This window comes from Flavobacterium sp. W22_SRS_FK3 (assembly GCF_052113665.1).
Lineage (GTDB): Bacteria > Bacteroidota > Bacteroidia > Flavobacteriales > Flavobacteriaceae > Flavobacterium.
In genome coordinates, this window is record NZ_JBGQOF010000026.1 from 25,607 (window position 1) to 46,193 (window position 20,587).

18 protein-coding genes are annotated in these 20,587 nt (G+C 31.8%); 2 read left to right on the forward strand and 16 right to left on the reverse strand.

Translation table 11 applies throughout. The features are described from left to right. Window positions 1-55 precede the first annotated feature (55 nt). From ACEN2I_RS17885 to ACEN2I_RS17940, 12 genes are all read right to left on the reverse strand, one after another. On the reverse strand, window positions 56-775 hold the full coding sequence (locus tag ACEN2I_RS17885; RefSeq protein ID WP_441767465.1) for a response regulator transcription factor: 720 nt from the start codon (window positions 773-775) through the stop codon (window positions 56-58). Window positions 776-778: 3 nt separating this feature from the next. Then, a complete protein-coding gene (locus ACEN2I_RS17890; protein WP_441767466.1) occupies window positions 779-2,365 on the reverse strand; it encodes a sensor histidine kinase in 1,587 nt (528 codons plus the stop codon). A 59-nt stretch (window positions 2,366-2,424) separates the two neighbouring features. Continuing rightward, window positions 2,425-3,021, reverse strand: a complete 597-nt coding sequence (gene coaE, locus ACEN2I_RS17895) for a dephospho-CoA kinase (protein WP_441767467.1) — start codon at window positions 3,019-3,021, stop codon at window positions 2,425-2,427. 3 nt (window positions 3,022-3,024) lie between these two features. Beyond that, window positions 3,025-4,023: a glycosyltransferase gene (locus tag ACEN2I_RS17900; RefSeq protein ID WP_441767468.1), complete on the reverse strand. Its 999-nt coding sequence runs from the start codon at window positions 4,021-4,023 to the stop codon at window positions 3,025-3,027. A 124-nt stretch (window positions 4,024-4,147) separates the two neighbouring features. After that, window positions 4,148-5,338, reverse strand: coding sequence for an enoyl-ACP reductase FabV (fabV, locus tag ACEN2I_RS17905; protein WP_441767469.1), 1,191 nt, complete (start codon window positions 5,336-5,338; stop codon window positions 4,148-4,150). Window positions 5,339-5,450: 112 nt separating this feature from the next. After that, window positions 5,451-7,103, reverse strand: coding sequence for a DNA repair protein RecN (recN, locus tag ACEN2I_RS17910; RefSeq protein ID WP_441767470.1), 1,653 nt, complete (start codon window positions 7,101-7,103; stop codon window positions 5,451-5,453). Window positions 7,104-7,155: 52 nt separating this feature from the next. Then, the gene (locus ACEN2I_RS17915) at window positions 7,156-8,040 is read right to left on the reverse strand and encodes a DUF4835 family protein (RefSeq protein WP_441767471.1); all 885 of its coding nucleotides are present in this window, start codon (window positions 8,038-8,040) and stop codon (window positions 7,156-7,158) included. Further along, window positions 8,033-9,244: a bifunctional phosphopantothenoylcysteine decarboxylase/phosphopantothenate--cysteine ligase CoaBC gene (gene coaBC / locus ACEN2I_RS17920; protein WP_441767472.1), complete on the reverse strand. Its 1,212-nt coding sequence runs from the start codon at window positions 9,242-9,244 to the stop codon at window positions 8,033-8,035. Before coaBC ends, ACEN2I_RS17915 begins: the two co-directional genes overlap by 8 nt. A 7-nt stretch (window positions 9,245-9,251) precedes the next feature. Beyond that, window positions 9,252-9,569 carry a DNA-directed RNA polymerase subunit omega gene (locus tag ACEN2I_RS17925; RefSeq protein WP_007807938.1) on the reverse strand — a complete coding sequence of 106 codons (318 nt, stop codon included), beginning with the start codon at window positions 9,567-9,569 and terminating at the stop codon, window positions 9,252-9,254. 8 nt (window positions 9,570-9,577) lie between these two features. Further along, window positions 9,578-10,372: an outer membrane protein assembly factor BamD gene (locus ACEN2I_RS17930; protein ID WP_441767473.1), complete on the reverse strand. Its 795-nt coding sequence runs from the start codon at window positions 10,370-10,372 to the stop codon at window positions 9,578-9,580. Window positions 10,373-10,507: 135 nt separating this feature from the next. Continuing rightward, complete coding sequence (gene dapA / locus ACEN2I_RS17935) at window positions 10,508-11,389, reverse strand: 4-hydroxy-tetrahydrodipicolinate synthase (RefSeq protein WP_441767474.1); 882 nt, start codon at window positions 11,387-11,389, stop codon at window positions 10,508-10,510. A 10-nt stretch (window positions 11,390-11,399) separates the two neighbouring features. Beyond that, entirely contained in the window at window positions 11,400-11,912 is a 513-nt protein-coding gene (locus tag ACEN2I_RS17940) for a DUF6913 domain-containing protein (RefSeq protein WP_441767475.1), read from the reverse strand. Between the two features lie 47 nt (window positions 11,913-11,959). Here ACEN2I_RS17940 and ACEN2I_RS17945 point away from each other — a divergent pair, with 47 nt between their 5' ends. Next, entirely contained in the window at window positions 11,960-12,739 is a 780-nt protein-coding gene (locus tag ACEN2I_RS17945; protein WP_441767476.1) for a 5'-nucleotidase C-terminal domain-containing protein, read from the forward strand. A 52-nt stretch (window positions 12,740-12,791) separates the two neighbouring features. Next, window positions 12,792-13,703: a bifunctional metallophosphatase/5'-nucleotidase gene (locus tag ACEN2I_RS17950; RefSeq protein WP_441767477.1), complete on the forward strand. Its 912-nt coding sequence runs from the start codon at window positions 12,792-12,794 to the stop codon at window positions 13,701-13,703. A 40-nt stretch (window positions 13,704-13,743) separates the two neighbouring features. Here the strand turns inward: ACEN2I_RS17950 and ligA are convergent, their stop codons facing one another. From ligA to ACEN2I_RS17970, 4 genes are all read right to left on the reverse strand, one after another. After that, window positions 13,744-15,750: an NAD-dependent DNA ligase LigA gene (gene ligA / locus ACEN2I_RS17955; RefSeq protein WP_441767478.1), complete on the reverse strand. Its 2,007-nt coding sequence runs from the start codon at window positions 15,748-15,750 to the stop codon at window positions 13,744-13,746. Between the two features lie 243 nt (window positions 15,751-15,993). After that, window positions 15,994-17,928: an OmpA family protein gene (locus tag ACEN2I_RS17960; RefSeq protein WP_441767479.1), complete on the reverse strand. Its 1,935-nt coding sequence runs from the start codon at window positions 17,926-17,928 to the stop codon at window positions 15,994-15,996. Between the two features lie 12 nt (window positions 17,929-17,940). After that, window positions 17,941-18,873, reverse strand: coding sequence for a PorP/SprF family type IX secretion system membrane protein (locus tag ACEN2I_RS17965; RefSeq protein WP_441767480.1), 933 nt, complete (start codon window positions 18,871-18,873; stop codon window positions 17,941-17,943). A gap of 43 nt (window positions 18,874-18,916) precedes the next feature. Next, the coding region (locus tag ACEN2I_RS17970; RefSeq protein ID WP_441767481.1) for a gliding motility-associated C-terminal domain-containing protein at window positions 18,917-20,587 on the reverse strand (1,671 nt) is incomplete at its 5' end.

Here is a 20,587-nt window from a genome sequence, read left to right on the forward strand (position 1 = left end):
TAACACGTATCATTTCATAAAAAAAGCTCCGATTACTCGGAGCTTTTTATTTTATTTATTCAGATACTGCTTTGCTTTTAACTACTAACCTAAAACCTTCACCATGTATGTTTAAAATTTCAACATCCTCATCAGCTTTTAGATACTTTCTAAGTTTTGCAATGTAAACATCCATGCTTCTTGAGGTAAAGTAGTTATCATCTCTCCAAATTTTTGTTAATGCTAATTCCCTGGGCATCAAATCATTTTCATGGAGAATTAACATTTTAAGTAGCTCATTTTCTTTTGGAGATAATTTTATTGGTTCCTCATTTTCAAATGTTAAGAATCGTAGTTTCGAATTCAAATGAAATTTACCAATATTAAATTCAAATTGAACCTGCTCTGCTTTTGTATCAGATGATTTTCTTTGAATAATAGCTTTAATTTTCATCAATAAAACCTCAGAATCAAAAGGTTTATTCAGATAATCATCAGCACCAGCTTTGTACCCTTTTAAAACATCCTCTTTCATCGATTTTGCTGTTAAAAAAATAATTGGCACTTCGCTGTTTTTTTCTCTGATTTCTTTTGCTAATGTATAACCATCCTTATAAGGCATCATTACATCAAGAATGCATAAATCATAAACATCCTTCTTGAATTTTTCGAAACCTTCCATACCATTTTTTGCTAAAGTGACTTCGAAGTCATTTAACATTAAATAATCTTTAAGAACTGCACCAAAATTAAGGTCATCTTCTACTAAAAGTATTCTTTTATTAATATTTTCCATATTTTAATTTATTAGTGGTATTTTTATTATGAAGGTACTACCTTTCCCTTTTTCACTTTCTACATAAACCTGACCATTGTGATCTTCAACTATTCTTTTTACATAAGCAAGACCTAAACCATGTCCTTTTACATTATGCAAATCTCCGGTATGTTCTCTGTAAAATTTCTCAAAAACTCTTTTTTGAGCTACTTTACTCATTCCTAAACCATTATCCTTTATTTTTATAAGAATCATATCCTTAATATTCTCTGTAAACACTTCTATTTCAGGAATATCAGGGGAATATTTTATAGCATTCTCTAATATATTAACCAAAACATTTGTAAAATGCACTTCATTTATTAAAGAAGTAGTTCTTGAAGCATTTAAGTGTTTTATAATTGAACCCTTTTTATCCTCTAAAATTAAATTTACGTGCTCAATTGCATCTTCAATTACATCATGAATTACAGTAGGTTCCTTACTAATATCAAGTTCTTTTTTCTCCAATTTTGAAATCCGGAGTACATTTTCAACCTGCGCATGCATTCTTTTGTTTTCATCCCTAATCATTTGAAGATAACGAAATACTTTTTCTTTGTCCTCAATAATTTTAGGGTTTCTAATGGCATCAAGAGCTAAATTTATTGTAGCAATCGGAGTTTTAAACTCATGCGTCATATTATTTATAAAATCTGTTTTAATTTCAGATATTTGCTTTTGACGTATTAGTTGATTTAAAGCACTTGTATAAGCAATTATAATAATCAATGTGAATATTATAGATAGTATCGTAATACTTACAAGCTGCGACAATAAAAATTTCTTTTTCTGTGGAAAAGTAACTGACAACTCATATTTACTATTTCCTTCATTATCTGCAAAAACAGGAATATTATAAGTAGCGTCTTTGTCAAAATGAAAACCTTCTGATTTTATCTTTGTAGGACTGCCACTACTGTATATTCCAAATTCAAATTTAGTTTTAACTCCATGCTCAGCAAGCTCTTTTTTTAATATGCTGAGTAACTTTTCTTTCGTAATTCTCTCACCTATAGGCAATGCAGAAGCATAATCCTTATATGAAATTTGTAATTGAGCTTTATTTAAAATATCTAAGTTTCCGTCTTTTTCGATTTTTATATCTGGAATTGTACTTTGATTTAAAACTGAATTATCAATAATACTATTATTGTTATAAATCTCTGTTAGTCTTTTGGAGCTAAAGCTTTTAAATCCATCCGAATTAAACTTTTTATTAAATAGTGCTCCATTTATATCGTATTTTTCAGAAGTAATGCTATTCTTGTAAACTATAGTTTTGTTTGTCTTGGTGTTTCTTTGAACAAACAAAATTTCTAATAAATCTTCTTTTGGTGGTATTTTCCCGGTACTATCTTTTATATGGTTTATTTTATCTAAAAAACTGTACTCTTCTTGTTTTTCAAGCTTATCAGAAACGTTGCTGATTACCTGAGTAACGTGGTATTTAAATTGTTCATCATTATTTTCTAATGAAGAATTGAACCAATATACCTGAACCAGAATTATCCCAATTAAGGATAAACTCATAAGCAAAACAAGTATTCTAAAAAATATTTTATTCATCGAGACAAAATTAATATTTTAACAATATACTAAATAATACATTAACCAAATATTAACATTTAAGACTGATTTTGTTTTATATTTAAAATTTTAAGAATTTTAACAACTTCTTCTTTTGTATTTTTAAGATTATTATTAATTATAATAAAATTGCTTTTAGAAATGCGTTCTTCATCTTTCCATTGCATTTTCATCCTGCTTAATACTTGCTCTCTTGTGTTTTTATCACGCCTTAAAACCCTTTCTATTCTCACTTCTTCCGGTGCCGTAACCGTAATAACAAAATCACAATCTTTGTACCTTCCACTTTCAAACAAAATTGCCGCTTCATAAATCACGTAATCATTATCATTATTTTCTTTTAACCATGATTGAAAATCTTTTTTTACAGCGGGATGAATAATTGCATTTAATTGATCTAGTTTTTTACGGTCATTAAAAACAATTTCTGCTAATCTTGCTCTGTTCAAAACGCCATTTTCAAATAAAAATTCGCCAAACAATACTTTAATTTCTTCGATTATAGATTTTGACTTCATTATTTCTTTAGCGGCATCATCAGCGATATAAACAGGAATACCCATTTCCTTAAAATAATTTGCTACCGTTGTCTTTCCGCTTCCAATTCCACCTGTTAAGCCAATAATCTTTGTCATCTTTTATATTTTAAAAAACATACGTGGAAAAGCTTCCTGCGGTTTTTTCTTCAAAAGAATAATTTTTACAAAGGATTCTAAAAAGCCTATTCCATAACCATAAAATTGTTTCCAAACAGCAATTACAGAAAGATATCCTATTGTAATACTCTTATTTTTGATGGCTGATGTAAGAAAAATTATAACGAAATATACAAAATATATTTGTAACAAAACATCAAAATTGAAAATTAACAGTAAAAAAGCTAATAATAAGCCTAACATAAAGAATGTAGGAAAGAAAAAAGTTAATTTATTATATTCTGGGTACCAACTATTTAGAATTGGCCTGGCTTTACCAAATTTATTTACCTGAACAGAAAACTTTTCCCAATCAATTCTGCGTTTGTGGTAAACAAATGCATGAGGAAATAATCTGGTGTCAAAACCTAAGTTCCATAATCTGATAGATAGATCAGGATCTTCACCAGGATGTATATTTCCAAAACCTTTAGATACCTCAAATGCTTTTTTAGAAATTCCCATATTAAAACTCCTAGGTTGAAATTTACCAATTTTCTCAGAACCACCACGAATCCCACCTGTTGTAAGAAAAGAAGTCATTGCAAAATTAATTGCTTTCTGTATATCCGAAAAACTATCCAAAGCTTTATCTGGACCACCAAAGCAATCAACATATTTATTATCTAATTCTTTTCTAACTTCTGTTAAATAATTGGTAGGAATTATACAATCTGAATCAAAAATGATAAAATAATTACCTACTGCTTTTAGCATACCAAAATTTCTCGAATCTCCAGGCCCTGAATTCGGTTTAAAATAATATGATATATTTAATTTTCCCTGATATTTCATCACCACATCCTTACAAGGAGTTGACGACCCATCTTCGACAAGAACAATTTCAAAAGCTTCATTATAATCAGATTTAGACAAACTTTCCAAAAGTTCATCTACCTCATCCGGACGATTATACACGGGGATAATAAGAGAAAAAACCATAGTAGAATATACAGTATTAAAACGGTAATTTTATAAATTTAAAATTTGGTGCAAAGATATGTTATATTCATAAAAAAACCATCAACTCAAAGTTGATGGTTTTGATTTATAATTCTTTGATTACTTAGTTGATACTTTCTATTTCAACTACTTCATTTGCTTCTGCGTCATAATCTACTCCATTGAAACCAAATCCGAAAAGATTTAAAAAGTCGTTTTTATATCCAGCCAAATCTCCAATTTCAGACAAGTTTTCTGTAGTAGCTTCTATCCACAATTTAGCTACTTTCTCCTGAACATCATCACGCATTTCCCAATCATCAATTCTGATTCTTCCTTTTTCATCAACAGGAACTCCTGAACCACTATATAACCTGTCCTGGAACAAACGTTGAATTTGCTCGATACAGCCTTCATGAATCCCTTCTTCTTTCATGATTTTATATAAAAGAGAAATATACAAAGGAATAACCGGAATAGCGGAACTTGCTTGCGTAACTAACGCTTTATTTACAGAAACATAAGCCTTTCCTCCTATTGATTTCAGACTTTCTGTAATAGTAAATGCAGTAGCTTCTAAATCGTCTTTTGCACGTCCAATTGTACCTTTACGATAAACCGCTTCTGTTAAAGATGGCCCAATGTATGAATAAGCAACTGTTGTAGCACCATCTGCCAATAAATTTTCGCCTTTAAGAGCCTCGATCCACATAGCCCAATCTTCACCTCCCATTACAGCAACAGTATTTAAAATATCTTCGTCATTAGCCGGAGCTATTGATACTTCAGACACTTTTCCTGTATGAAAATCAACTGTTTTATTGGTAAATGTTTGTCCGATTGGTTTTAAAGTAGAGCGGTGTAAAACTCCTGTGTTTGGATTTGTACGTACCGGTGAAGCTAAACTATAAATTACAAGATCTATCTGACCTAAATCAGCTTTGATCAAATCTAAAGTTTCTCTTTTTATTTCGTTTGAAAAAGCATCACCATTGATACTTTTTGCATATAATCCTGCTTTATGTGCTTCAGTTTCAAAAGCAGCAGAGTTGTACCAACCTGGCGAAGCAGTTTTTCCTTCTACCGGCGGTTTTTCAAAAAACACTCCTATGGTAGCTGCATCAGATCCAAAAGCACTTGTAATTCTTGAGGCCAGACCAAAACCTGTTGATGCACCAATTACCAATACTTTTTTAGGCCCCGCAATAGCGCCTTTTGATTTTATATATTCAATTTGATTTTTAACATTCTGCTCTGCTCCCTTTGGATGGGCCGTCAAGCAAATAAAGCCTCTCATTCTAGGTTCTATAATCATATTTTTATTGTTTGTTCGTTGATTCGGATCAACTGCTTATTCATTATTACATTAAACAGTTTACTTATTTACGTTTATTTACTTTTTGAGATGACAAATATAAAGCATTTCTTTAGTTCAACAAGGCTTTAGCATGATTTAAAGCCGAATCAGAAACCACAGCTCCTGATAACATTTGAGCAATTTCGATAACTCTTTCATCCTGAGTCAAAAGCTTTAATTCGGATTGTGTATCATCATCAACAGTAGATTTGAACACTTTAAAATGAGAATCACCTTTAGCTGCAATTTGTGGTAAATGAGTAATCGCAAATATTTGCATTTTGGCACTCATTTCTTTCATGATCTCGCCCATCCTGATTGCTATCTCTCCGGAAACTCCAGTATCAATTTCATCAAATATTAAAGTTGGTAATTTAGAATATTGCGCCAAAATTGCTTTGACAGCCAGCATAATTCTAGACATTTCTCCACCTGAAGCAACTTTTTTCAGTAAACCAAAATCCGTTCCTTTATTGGCAGAAAACAAAAACTGCAATTCGTCTTTGCCGTTTTGAAAATAATTCTCTGAAGGCAATAATTCCATTTTAAATCGGACATTCGGCATCCCTAAAGTTTCTAATATCGTAATTAATTGATTCGATAAAACTGGAATTGCTTTTTCCCTATTTTGATGGATTTTAACTGAAAGAGTATTTAATTCGTGTATCTTTTGTTCAATTGAATTTGACAAAACAGCAATTTCTTCTTCTATATTACCTAATTCCAAAACTGAATTTTCCAGATTAACCTGAATTTGAATTAACTCATCAATAGAGCTTACCTGATGTTTTTTCTGTAAATTATAAATCAGCTGTAATTTTTGACTAATGAATTCTAATTGTGTTGGATCATTTAATAATTTCTCAGATGCATTTTGCAATTCTTTTGAAACATCATCAAATTCAATTGCTACACTTGTAACTCTTTCAAACAGGATTTGATATTCTGTTGAAAAAGGAGCTATTTTTTGTAAAGAAGTTTTAATTTCATTCAGATTATGAAAAACACCAAATTGTTCTTCATTGGCAATAGCAAAAGATTTATCAATTGCTTCTTTTATAATTTCAACATTATTTAGCTTTTCAAAATCAGATTCTAATTCCTCCTGCTCTCCTGTTTTTAATTTAGCAGCAACCAGTTCATTCAATAAAAAAGTATTATACTCCTGCTCTTTCCCAGCGTCGCTTTGTTTTTTGAGCAACGCATTCAATTTTGATTTATCTGACTTATATGTTTTTAGAAGCTGCTGATAAGCTTCAATAATTTCTGAATTTTCAGCAATGGCATCAATTATTTTAAATTGCACACCTTCATCTGAAAGTTCCTGAGTTTGCTGTTGCGAATGAATATCAATCAAAAATAAACTTAAATCCTGCAATTCCTGAAGGTTTACAGGACTATCATTTATAAAAGCTCTTGATTTCCCAGAAGGAAGGATTTCACGTCTAATAATGGTATCATCTTCATAATCCAGATCATTAGCTTCAAAAAAGAGTCTTAAATTATATTTAGATATTTCAAATTGTGCTTCAATTATGCATTTTTCTTCTTTATTTTTAAGAGATGTTAAATCTGCTCTTTTTCCTAAAACCAATCCTAAAGCTCCCAAAATAATCGATTTACCTGCACCGGTTTCACCAGTAATTATAGAAAAACCTTTAGAAAAATCTATGGTTAGTTTTTCAATTAATGCGTAGTTTTTAATTGACAATGAAGTAATCATAAAGCTTTAAAAGTAAAATTATTGGAGTAGATAAATTTGGTGAACAATCAAATTAATATTTAATCTGTGACCATTTTGTTGAATTTAATGGAGAAACTTTATTTAAGTTCTCTATTAAATCTGTAATAGTTATACTTGGACCACCTGAAAAAACAGATACTATTTCATCTGATTTGGCATCAAAAAATACTCTTGTCAAAAAAGCATTTGGTTTAACTGAATTCAATTTTCCAATTAGCATTAAAGAAGATTTTATTTTCTCTTTTGCATCTTTGAGATCCTGGTTCATTATATCTAAACCTGAATGGTATAAAAAACTTGTTTGTCGTAGATCCGAATAAGTTGGAGCTACAATATCATTTATCAAAAAATAACGATTTTGTACTCCATCTGCCTGACTCCATCCTTTTGAACCTCCTTGTTGTGCTATGTTTGCCAGATTTTGAGCAGTTTCAAAATAAGGATTTCCGCCTGCAAACTGAAATGTATCAGCATCCATTCCTAAAATCATATAACTATAAAATGATATCAGAGATATTAAATTAGAATCGTAAGTTGCAGGATTAAACAATAAAGGCTCAAATTCCGTATATCTGAAATTAAAATCCTTATCGTTGAAATTAAAAACCGGTGAAGAATAAGTTGAATTATAAATTAATCTTGATGATTGTATTTGTATAGTACCTGAAAACTGATCCGAATTATTTGAAAAAAGCGTGATATACATTGAACAATTGATACGCTCATTTTGTTTAAGAACAGATCCTGTCCAGTCAGTTTTATTTACAAATTCAGACAATGATGTCTGAAGCGTTTTATAAACCTGCTGATTTGGATTTGGCAATCTCTCTGCATTTATTGTAACTGTACAATTTAACTGTTGTGCCTGCGCAAAACCAAAAAACAAAAACGTTAAAAAAGTAACTAATTTACACATAAAAATGTTCTATAACTTTGTTTAAAATATCAACCGCAACAGATTCTTTTGATTTTAAATCCATTGGTTCAATTTTAAATTCCTTATCTATAAAAGTAACTTTATTTGTAGACTTTTGAAAACCCGCTCCTTTATCCTGTAATGAATTTAAAACAATCAAATCTAAGTTTTTTTTCTGGATTTTTAACTTCGCATTTTCAATTTCATTTTCAGTCTCCAAAGCAAAACCAATTAAAAATTGATTTTTTTTTATATTCCCTAGCGACAACAATATGTCTTTTGTTTTTTCAAGCTCGATTGAAAACTCATCAGCACTTTTTTTAATTTTTTGAGCAGCAACTATTTTAGGTTTGTAATCTGCTACTGCAGCAGCTGCAATTGCTACATCAACATCATTAAAATACAAATGAGAGACATCAAACATTTGCTGAGCAGAAACCACATCAATAACTGTAATAAAAGAATTTTTAACTTTTAAATTCGTTGGTCCGGAAACTAATATTACAGAGGCTCCTAAATTAGCTGCTTCATTTGCAATATCAAATCCCATTTTTCCTGAAGAATGATTTCCTATAAAACGCACAGGATCTATCGCTTCGTATGTTGGACCTGCAGTAATTAGAATTTTTTTCCCTTTTAAAGGTAATTTACTTTCTAAATCAGCTTCTAAAAAAGCAATTATATTTTCAGGTTCTGCCATTCTGCCTTCACCTGATAAACCGCTTGCTAATTCTCCGTTTTCTGCTGGAATCATTATGTTTCCAAAATGTTTTAAAGCACTAAAACTTGATATTGTAGAAGGATGTTTGTACATATCCAAATCCATTGCCGGAGCAAAATAAACAGGACATTTGGCCGATAGATAAGTTGCAATAAGAAGATTGTCACAGTTTCCTGTTGCCATCTTAGATAATGTATTTGCCGTTGCCGGTGCAATCAACATTAAATCAGCCCATAATCCTAATTCAACATGATTGTTCCAAACTGCATCTTGATCATCCTGATTAAAGAAAGTGGAATGTACTGGATTTTTTGATAACGTAGATAACGTAAGTGGCGTTACAAAATCCTTAGAAGCAGGTGTCATTATCACTTGGACATGTGCACCTGCTTTTATAAAGAGTCGTACTAATGAGGCTGTTTTATACGCTGCAATTCCACCGGAGACACCCAGTAAAATTTTTTTTCCGTTTAAAACTGACATTGTACTATTATTTGTTTGAACCTCGGTGGTAAGTTTTACCATCTAACCATTCCTGAACGGCTAAAGCATGTGGTTTTGGTAATTTTTCGTAAAATTTAGAAACCTCAATTTGCTCTTTATTTTCAAAAACTTCTTCAAGACTGTCATTGTAAGTTGCAAACTCTTCTAGTTTTTCAGTTAATTCTTTTTTAATTTCAGAATTAATTTGGTTTGCTCTTTTAGCCATAATGGTAATTGCCTCATACACATTTCCTGTTGGCTCTTCAATAACTGTTTTATTATAAGTTATTGTATTTACAGGAGCATTCGTCTTTTTTAAATCCATGACTTTATTTATTTAGTAAATTTTTGTAAATCTGTTTCAACTCTCGCATTCATTTCTTCAGCCTTCTCTTTGTATTTTGTGTCACTTTTAAACTTCAATAAATTATTGTAAGCTACTTTAGCAACATTCAAACGCTCTTCCATTTTAGAAGGAACACTATTTATAGCCAATTGATATGCGGAATCGTATTTGTAAAACAATGCGTCTTCTTTGAAAGGTGTTCCGGGAAAATCTGCAATAAAATTATCAAAAGCAACTAATGCCGACTTATAATCTGAGATATTATTATATCCCTTTGCATTTTCATACGCTTTTTTCTCAAGCTTTCCGCTCAACATTCTCACAGCTTCATTTGCCTGAGCAATATATTCTGAATTTGGATAATTATCAATAAAGGCCTGTAATTTATCTAATGCCTTAACTGTATCTGTTTGATCTAAACTATAAACAGGAGCTAATTTCGAATAACTATAAGCTCCTAAAAAAGCGGCTTCCTGAACTTTTTCGCTTCGTGGATAACCTGAAACAAAACTTTCAAATTGATATCCTGCCAAATAATATTGTTTTGTTTTGTAATAGGACTGTGAAAACATATAAAATAGTTTTTCTGCCTGAGGCTTCCCTCTGTATGTTGGCGCTAATTGTTCAAAAAGTCTGATTGCTTTTGAATATTTTCCAGCATCATACATTTTTGTTGCAATTTCGAATTTTGCTGCCACATCTTCATTTTTTAATGCTTTTTGGTAATCACTACAAGAACAAAAAAGGACAACAATAATTAACAGCGATACTATTTTTTTCATTTTCTTACTTTTATTATGATTTCTTAGACAATTATGCCAAAGCAAAATCACACCGAAGTTTCGGTGGCAAATTTAGTTATTAATTTAGCTACTGCAAAATATTTTTTGGTATAATAAAATACGGTTATTATTATTCTATTTTAATGCTGCTTTTACAAATTTATCTAAGCGTTCTGCTAATGATTCATCTACTGAAACCAATGGTAAACGCACCGTATTATGTGCAATTCCAAGCACTTCGAACACATGTTTAATTCCTGCAGGGTTACCTTGCTCAAAAATCATATCAATACATTCTGATAAAAAATATTGTATTTTGAAAGCCTCATTTACTTTTCGATTCAGGCCCAAACGAATCATTTCTGAAAATTCTTTTGGAAAACCTTGTCCTATAACTGATATTACTCCTGCTCCACCAGCCAAAACTATAGGCAAAGCAATCATATCATCTCCAGAAATTACCAGAAAATCTTTTGGTGCATTTTTAATCAATTGCAAAGCCTGAGCCATATCACCCGCAGCTTCTTTTATTGCCACAATATTATCAAATTCATTTGCCAGACGAATAACCGTCGAAGGCAGCATATTACTTGACGTTCTTCCAGGAACATTATATAAGATTACCGGAACGGGAGACACCTCTGCGATAGCTTTAAAATGCTGATAAATCCCTTCTTGTGTAGGTTTGTTATAATAAGGAGAAACAGAAAGAATAGCTTCAAATGCTGAGAAATCCCTTGTCTTTAATTCTTCTATAATCTGCATGGTATTATTACCTCCAACTCCAAGAACTAAAGGTAATCTTCCATTATTAACTTCAATTACTGTAGTAATAACTAGTTCTTTTTCAGCTTGTGTTAAAGTCGCATTTTCTGCAGTTGTCCCCATAACAACAAGATATTCAACTCCTCCATCAATCGAAAAATTAACAATTCGATGTAATGCTTCGATATCAATTGAAAAATCTTTTTTAAACGGAGTGACAAGTGCAACACCTGTTCCTATTAATGATTGCATATTCTAATTTTTATTTTATACTTTTTAAATATTTAAACAATTCAAAAACGAAAAGTTTATAATTTTCTAAAGAAGTATTTATCATCCAGCGATTTATATTTTTATCGATTGAAGCAAATCCAACTTTAAATTTCGCTTTTGATTTATTAGTGATAAGTTTCAAAATTGGTTTTTGAACATCATAATAACTAATCAAAAGATCAAATTCTGTTTCAATAAATTCAGTCAAAAAATCTACTTTACTGTTTCCTCTCCAATCTATATGCTTTTTTGTAAAAGTCGGAAATGAATATGTTTTTTTTCTCTTAAATTTATTCCTGTATACAACGATTTTAATTCTGTCAGAATCAATTCCTTTTGAAATCAATTCTTTAATAATTGCTTTTGAATGCCTGAAATTACTCTCGTCGATCAATAAACCAATCGTCTGTATATTACTGGTAAAGACTTCGTTTTTTACATTAAACAAATTATTTTTTAATGTTTTTTTTATAAAAAAATCCTTCAAATAATTTAAAAACATACTACTTTTACCAGATTACAAAATTAATTATTTAAGTCGCATTTAAGATGGCAAAACTAAAAAAGTATAACGGATTTTTAAAACTTTTTGTTATATTCTTAACACTTTTTTTTATATTTTCATGCAGCCCGAAAAACTACAACTTAACGAGGATAGAAGGAAAGCAACTTACTATTACTGAAAAAAACAGTCAAACTCCTGAAATTGATAATTTTATTAAGCCATATCGGGATCATATTAATAAAGATTTAGACAGCGTATTGGCTTACTGTCCGGAAACCTTAGACAAAAGCACCGGAAAATGGCAAACCACCATAGGGAATCTAATGGCTGATGTTTGTCTGGCAAAAGGAAACCCCGTTTTTAAAGCACGCGAAAAAAAAGAAATTGATTTGTGTTTCTTAAATCATGGTGGAATCAGAGCTATTTTACCAAAAGGAAATGTAACGACAAGAACTGCTTATGAAATTATGCCTTTTGAAAATAATTTGGTAGTACTTGCTTTAAAAGGCGATCAGATTCTTGAAATGACTGCCTATATCATTAAAGAAAAAAAACCTCATCCTTTGTCGGGAATGACTCTTACAATTGCAAGAGATAATACTGCTAAAAATATACTTATACAAGGAAAACCTCTTGACAACAATACTATTTATTATGTAGCTACTAATGACTATCTGGCAAATGGAGGTGATAGCATGAATTTTTTCCTGAAAGCAGTTCAGAAATATGATTTAAATTATAAACTTCGAAATGTACTGATTGATTATTTTAAAGAAGTAGATACAATTCCGATAACAAAAGATATCCGAATTAAAGAAGAATAATAAAATTTGAATCAGAAAATAAAATACATACGTTTTTCGTAAAAAATACACAATGAAAAGAAGAGAATTTATCGAAAAAACAGCTGCAAGTACTGCTTTATTAAGTTTAGGCTTATCATTAAGCAGTTTTGAAACTAATGAAATTAAGCATTTAACTGTTTTGCATACCAATGATGTTCACAGTCATATAGACCCTTTTCCAGCAGATGATCCTCGCAATCCAAATAAAGGCGGCGTATCACGTCGCGCATCACTTATTGAAACTATTCGCCAAGAAAATCCAAATGTACTTTTATTAGATGCGGGTGATATTTTTCAGGGAACTCCTTATTTTAATTATTATGGTGGAGAACTTGAATTCAAATTGATGAGCATGATGAAATATGATGCGTCTACAATTGGAAACCATGATTTTGATAATGGTCTTGAGGGCTTATATGCTCAAATGCCACATGCCAGTTTTGATTTCATTTGTTCGAATTATGATTTTAAAAATACAGTTATGAACGGTCTTGTGAAACCTTATAAAATCTTTATTAAAAACGGAATAAAAGTTGGCGTTTTTGGTTTAGGAATAGAACTGGACGGATTGGTTGATAAAAAAATGTATAAGGAAACTGTCTACAATAATCCTGTAGAAATTGCACAGGATTTGACTCAATTATTAAAAAAAGAAGAAAAATGCGACTTAGTAATTTGCCTTTCACATTTGGGTTATAAATACAAAGATGACGCTACAAGAATTTGTGATTTGAAACTAGCCGGATTAACACAAGACATCGATTTAATTATTGGCGGGCACACACATACTTTTCTAGACAAACCTACAATCGTAAAAAACAAAGCCAATGAAAATGTATTGGTAAACCAAGTTGGATGCTATGGAATAAATTTAGGAAGAATAGATTTTTATTTTGATAAGAACAAATCACATACTAATGAAGGAAAATCAATTATCGTATAAATTATGCGATAATTGATTTTTATCTTTTTAGGTATAACCCCTATTCTGTTTGATTAAGCTTTATAATAAAATCTTCCTCTGATAGTATTGGAATATTTAATTTAGTAGCTTTTTCTAATTTTGCAGGCCCCATATTATCTCCAGCCACTACGAAATCTGTTTTTGCAGAAATAGAACTCCCTACTTTTCCTCCATTATCTTCGATGGCTTTTTTTAAATCATCTCTTGAAAATTGAGCAAAAACACCTGAAACAACAAATGTTTTGCCGTTGAATTTTTCAGTAGCATTCGGATTTATTTTTTCAACTATTTTAAATTGAACTCCATATTTTTTTAAGCGTTCAATGATTTTTTTATTCTCTTCATTTTCAAAAAATTCAATTACGCTTCTGGCAATTCTTTCACCTATCTCATCAACTAAAATTAATTCCATTAAAGAAGCCTGACTTAACGCCTCAATATTTTTGTAATGTTTGGCTAATTTTTTAGCTACAGTTTCGCCAACAAAACGAATTCCGAGTGCAAATAAGACACTTTCAAAAGGAATTTCTTTTGATTTCTCCACACCATTTACTAAGTTTTCGGCTGATTTTTGTGCCATTCTTTCCAAGTGTAAAATATCCTCGACTTTCAATTCATACAAATCGGCATAATTATGAACCAAACCGTTTTTGAAAAGCAAGGCAACGGTTTCACCTCCTAATCCTTCAATATCCATTGCTTTTCTAGAAATATAATGTTGGATTCGCCCAATAATCTGTGGCGGACAACCATAAAAATTAGGACAGTAATGATTTGCTTCGCCTTCTGTACGAACCAATTCAGTCTGACATTCCGGACAATGAGTAATATATACTGTTTTTTCTGAATTTTTAGGACGCTGCTCTAAATCAACAGCAATAATTTTCGGAATAATTTCACCTCCTTTTTCAACAAAAACAGTATCATTAATTCTAATATCTAATTTTTCAATTTGATCTGCATTGTGCAACGAAGCTCTTTTTACAATAGTTCCGGCTAATGGTACGGGTACTAAATTTGCTACAGGAGTTATGGCACCTGTACGCCCAACCTGATAGGATATTGAATTTAACTTGGTTGAAACCTGTTCAGATTTAAATTTGTAAGCAATTGCCCAACGTGGTGATTTTGCAGTATATCCTAATTCCTGCTGATGCTGAATACTATTTACTTTCACCACAACTCCATCCGTTTCATACGGTAACTTGTGACGATGCACATCCCAGTAATCAATAAAGTTGAAAACTTCGTTCATATCATTGACTAATTTTGCTTCGCCCGGGACTTTAAAACCCCAATCTCTAGCTGAGAGTAATCCTTCCATTTGCGAAGAAAAAGGGAGGTTATTACTTGTAACCGAATACAATAGGCATTCTAAAGGCCGTTTGGCAACCTCACCGCTATCCTGTAATTTCAAACTCCCCGAAGCTGTGTTTCTAGGATTTGAGTATGGCGTTTCTCCAATTTCAATTAATTCCTGATTCATTTTTTCGAAACCTTTCAAAGGCAGAATTATTTCGCCCCTAATATCAAATTTATCAGGATAATTTCCTTTTAATTGTAACGGAATGGATCTGATTGTTTTGATGTTATTAGTAACCTCATCGCCCTGAAAACCATCTCCCCGTGTTAAAGCCTGAACCAGTTTTCCATTTTCATATGTAATGCTTATTGAAGCTCCATCATATTTTAACTCACATGTATATTTTAAATCCACGTTGCCCAGAACTCTCTGAATTCGATTTTCCCAATCTAACAGATCTTCTTTAGAATAAGAATTGTCTAAAGAATACATTCGGAATTGATGCGCAATAGTTTTAAAGTTTTTGGTAACAGTTCCTCCAACTCGCTGTGATGGAGAATTCTCATCAAAAAATTCAGGATGTTTGTTTTCTAAATCCTGAAGTTCCTTTAGCTTCACATCAAAATCATAGTCTGAAATTGTAGCATTATCAAGTACATAATAATTGTAGTTATGCTGATTAAGTTCGTTTCGTAAAGCCTGAATTGTTTCTTGAATACTCATAAAATAATAAAATGATGCAGATTATAATTTAGAAAAACTGAACCTCAAAATTAGGATTATTTTATTGAAAAATATTAAAAACCGAAAGTTTTAAAAATCAAAAATCAAGTTGCAAAAAAATGCAACTTGATTTTCTTCTGTCCATTATCCTTAAAAAAAGAATTAAAACAAAACCAACTTCCAAATGGCTTTAAATTCTGCACTTTTAAAATTAATAATCAACACTCTAAACTAACTAACCTATTATTTTTGAATAATGATAAAATCAGAACGTCTGTTTAACAAATGCTCTTCTTCTGTACATTTTACCCCATTTTTACATTTATTTATTAATCGGCTTTCGCCATAACCAATCGCACTTTCTATTCTTGAAGGATCAATGTTTTGTGCAATAATATAATCACGGGTTGATTTTGCCCTGTTATCAGAAAGCTTGAGATTATAGGCGTCTTTCCCGCGAGAATCAGTATGTGACTCAATTTTGATACGAATGTTAGGGAATTTTTGCATGATGAAAACTACTTTGGTTAATTCTTCAATTGCTAAAGGTGTTATATCATATTTATCGTAATCAAAATAAATGGGTTTAACATCAACTTTTTCAACTCCTTTCTTTTTCACAACCAAATCATCATAATTGCTAAGTTCAAAATTAACATCCGGAATCTCACCTTCGTTTTCCATTGTTGTTTCTACTGTTTTATCATCACTGCTGTAATTTGGTTTAGCAGCAATCATTTTAACCGTTTTACCGCATGGAACAACCAGAGCATATTTACCTTCGAAATTCGTTTTTGTTTCACCAAGAACATCACTAAAAGAGTTGTATCCCATGATTGTAACGTCAGTAAGAGGTAATCTTGTTTTGCGATCTATTGCCATGCCCGAAATGGTTTGGTTGCAAACCGGAGTTCCTTTTGTAAATGAATAGATATCATCATCTCCTTTTCCACCTTCTCTGTTTGAAGAGAAATAACCAAAACGACCCGATTTATCAATTATAAAAGCAAAATCATCTTTGTTACTATTTATGGGGGCTCCTAAATTTTTAGGTTCCGAAAAAGTTCCATCTTCTAAAAATATACTTTCATAAACATCCAAGTCTCCCCATCCATAGTGTCCATCTGAAGAAAAATAAAGTTTTCCGTTACGAAAAAATGGAAAAAGATCGTTTCCGAGAGTATTAATTTTTGGACCTAAATTTACAGGTGAACTCATTGTGCCATCAGCTGCAATTTTCACATAATATAAATCCGTTTCACCATATCCTCCCGGCATATCTGAAGCAAAGAAAAGCCATTGCCCGTCTTCACTTAAAGAAGGATGTCCCACAGAATAATCGTCACTGTTGAAAAAAACTTTTTGAGGATTTTCTAATTTGTTGTCAACAATAGAACCTTTAATAATTTGAAAATTATTGGTTTTTGTTTCGTCTATAACCAATTTGTTTTTTTTAACAATATTTGTTGAGTAATAAATTGTTTTTCCACTGGCATCAAAAGTGGCTGTTGCTTCGTGATATTTAGTCATTACGTTTGGTAAAAACATTCTTTCGTTGAATAAACTTCCATCGGCTGCATTTCTTTCGGAAACATATAAATTCAGAAAAGGCTGATTGTTCCATGTATACAATTTTTCGCTGAATTTTGTTGTATCTCTAGCCGAAGTAAACACAACTTTGTCCTGAAAAAATGTGGCTCCAAAATCAGATTTACTTGTATTGATATCCAAATCTTTTATTTCGTAAAGTGATTTTGTTTTAGCAAGACTGTCCATTTGCTTTTTTTGAGCAACGTATCTGTTTATTTCATTTTTATCTCCTTTTTTATCCAGATATTCTTTTGTAACCCTATTTGCTTCTTCGTAATCCATCACGGCTTTCATCGATTGAATGTAACGCAGATAGTAGATATCAGTTAAATTATTGCCTTGTACTGTATATAACTTTCTGTACCATTTAAGCGCATTTCGGGAATCGGAAATAAAATAATAAGAATCGGCTGCATTTTTTAAAGTTTGTGCCGAAGGATTTTTTATGTTCTGTAAAATTTCTTCGTAGGCCTTTGAAGCATCAGTATAAGAATAGTTTCTGAACAACGCATCAGCCTTTTTTAAATTCGTCTGAGCAAAACAAACCGTAAAGCTCAAAACCAGACTTAGGATATATAGTTTTTTCATAAGGTTTATTTTTTAGAAGAATCGAGGGGATTTGATTTTGCTTTGATTTTTATTAAATTGATAACGTAAGATAAATTCGTGCGAACCGTCATTATACTTATTCAATTCGCTTACCGTATAATCAAAAGCATATCCTAGATAAAAGCTTTTTGATAATTGAAAACCTGCTAAAATGCTTACTGAATCATCTGTACGATACGAACCACCTATGACAAATTTTTCATAAAGCATAAAGTTTGCCGAAACATCAGCTGTAAGCGGAGCCCCGCTTACAGCTTTTACTAAAAATGCAGGTTTGAATTTCAAATTCGGATTTAAATCAAACACATATCCTCCCATCAAATAATAATGCAAACGATCGTAGTTTATAGATTCCTGAACATCATCATAATAATCGTTTTCGATAAAACTTGGAATTGATAAACCTAAATACCATTTATCTGTGTAATAATAAATCCCTGCTCCAACAGCTAATTTCATCTGATTGTCAATGTTTTGATTTAACAAAACATCATTAGGGTCGTAGTATCTGCCTTTAGACCAATCTATATTAAGCATTCGCATTCCGGCTTTTAAACCAAAAGCTAATCTTTTTTCATAGCCCAATGCCAGAGAATAAGAAAAGTTTCCGTCAAGATATAATTCGCTCGATGGACCAATTTTATCATTCACGACACTTAATCCTAAACCGATTTTTTCGTTTCGAAGTGGAGCATGAATAGAAAATGATTGAGTTTCCGGAGCGCCTGAAATCCCAACCCATTGCGAACGATGCAAAAGGGTAGCTTCTAAAACCCCTGTAGAACCTGCATAAGCGGGATTTACAGCCATAGTGTTGTACATATATTGTGTGTACTCCGGATCTTGTTGTGCTTTTGCACTAAATGTTATAATAGAACATATTAAGATTAAATACGCTTCTAATGATTTTATATATAGTTTCATAACGATACTTATTTAGTTTAATTAATTGACGATTAAATAGTGCTTATCTCATTATAGATAACCATCCTTTTTTAATTTTTCCGTCTCCAATGTCTATCACATAAAAATAAGTACCGGTTGGCAGCATATCTCCTCTATTTATAGTTCCCGATACATTAGCCGTACCGTCCCAATCATTTTCATAATGCTTTTTACTGTAAACTAATGAGCCATATCTGTTAAAAACTTTTAATTCATTATTCGGATATGATTCAATACAATCTATTCTGAAAAGATCATTTGCTCCGTCGTTATTTGGCGTAAACTCATTATAAACCGTTAAACAAATTGGTTCTACTGAAGCTGAAGCTGAATTATTTGTAGGATCAACATCTAAGGGAGTTGAAATTTCGATCGTTGCTATATTTATGTAATTACCATTTGGCAATACAATAACCCTAATTTCGAGAGTTTCACTTTCTCCGGCATTTAAAGTTGGAATTGTCCAAACCTGAGTTGCTGGATCATATACACCTGTGCTTGTAGAAGAAGAAACTAATTCATATCCGCTTGGAATTAATTCACTAACAAGTATGTTAAGAATAGTACCCTGACCAACATTATTTACTGCTATGGTAAAGACTACTTCTTCACCAAAATTAGGTGTAGGATTACTAACAGTATTGGTTATCGTAAGGTCTGAACATGTTGCAACTGTTACATTTAATGTTTTTGTAGTTGTCTCATCACATGTATTGACATATGTTACGCTAACTGTTCCCGGACCAACATCAGACCATGAAATTGTTACAGATCCATCAGCTATTCCTCCACCTGAAGTAATATTTCCATTTGTAACTGACCAAACATAATTTGATTTTCCATTTGCTACAGAATATGTGACTCCCTGGAAGACACATGGCGTATCATTTGTTGAAGTAATTGGATACAATGCATCATTTTCAAAACCTACCGTTATTGCTAAACGTGTCGCATTTGCACAACCATTTGTTGTGTTACTTAACAATGTAGCATAATAAATTGTGGCAGTAAGAGGTGTATTTGCCGCTAAGGGTGTTCCACCGGTTGGTGTACTGTACCAAACAACATTTGACTCATTTACCTGAATATCAGCTACAGTTGGAGCTTTTGACAAACAAAATGTTTGCGTTGTGCTTGTTGTAGTAACTACACCAGAAGTATTTACATTTACTGTAACTACTAATCTCATTGCGTTTTCACAACCTATTGTACTTGAAATAGCTCCATAATATAATCCAGTCACTAAAGCTGTTGTTGCTGCTAATGGCGTTCCACCTATTGGGGTGTTGTACCAAACTACATTTGCTTCATTTACCTGAATATCAGATACTTTTGGTGTATTTATTGAGCAAAAATCCTGTACTGCTGAGTTTGTAGTTGGCGTTACCGTTGGGTTGTTAATTGTGATGGTAACAGCTAATCTTACACTACTCTGACAACCTGTTAGCGGATCTAAAATAGCTCCGTAATAAATACCGTTTGTCAAAGCTGTTGTCGGTGAAATTCCAGTACCGCCTGCACTCAAACTATACCAAACTACATTGGACTCATTCACCTGAATGTTGGCAACTGTTGGCGAATTAGAAATACAGAAATCTTGTGTACTATCGGTAGTGGTTGGGCTACCAGGATCCGTTACGCTAATGGTTACCGTTAATCTTGAAGCACTCTCACAAGTGGTGGCCGCATCTCT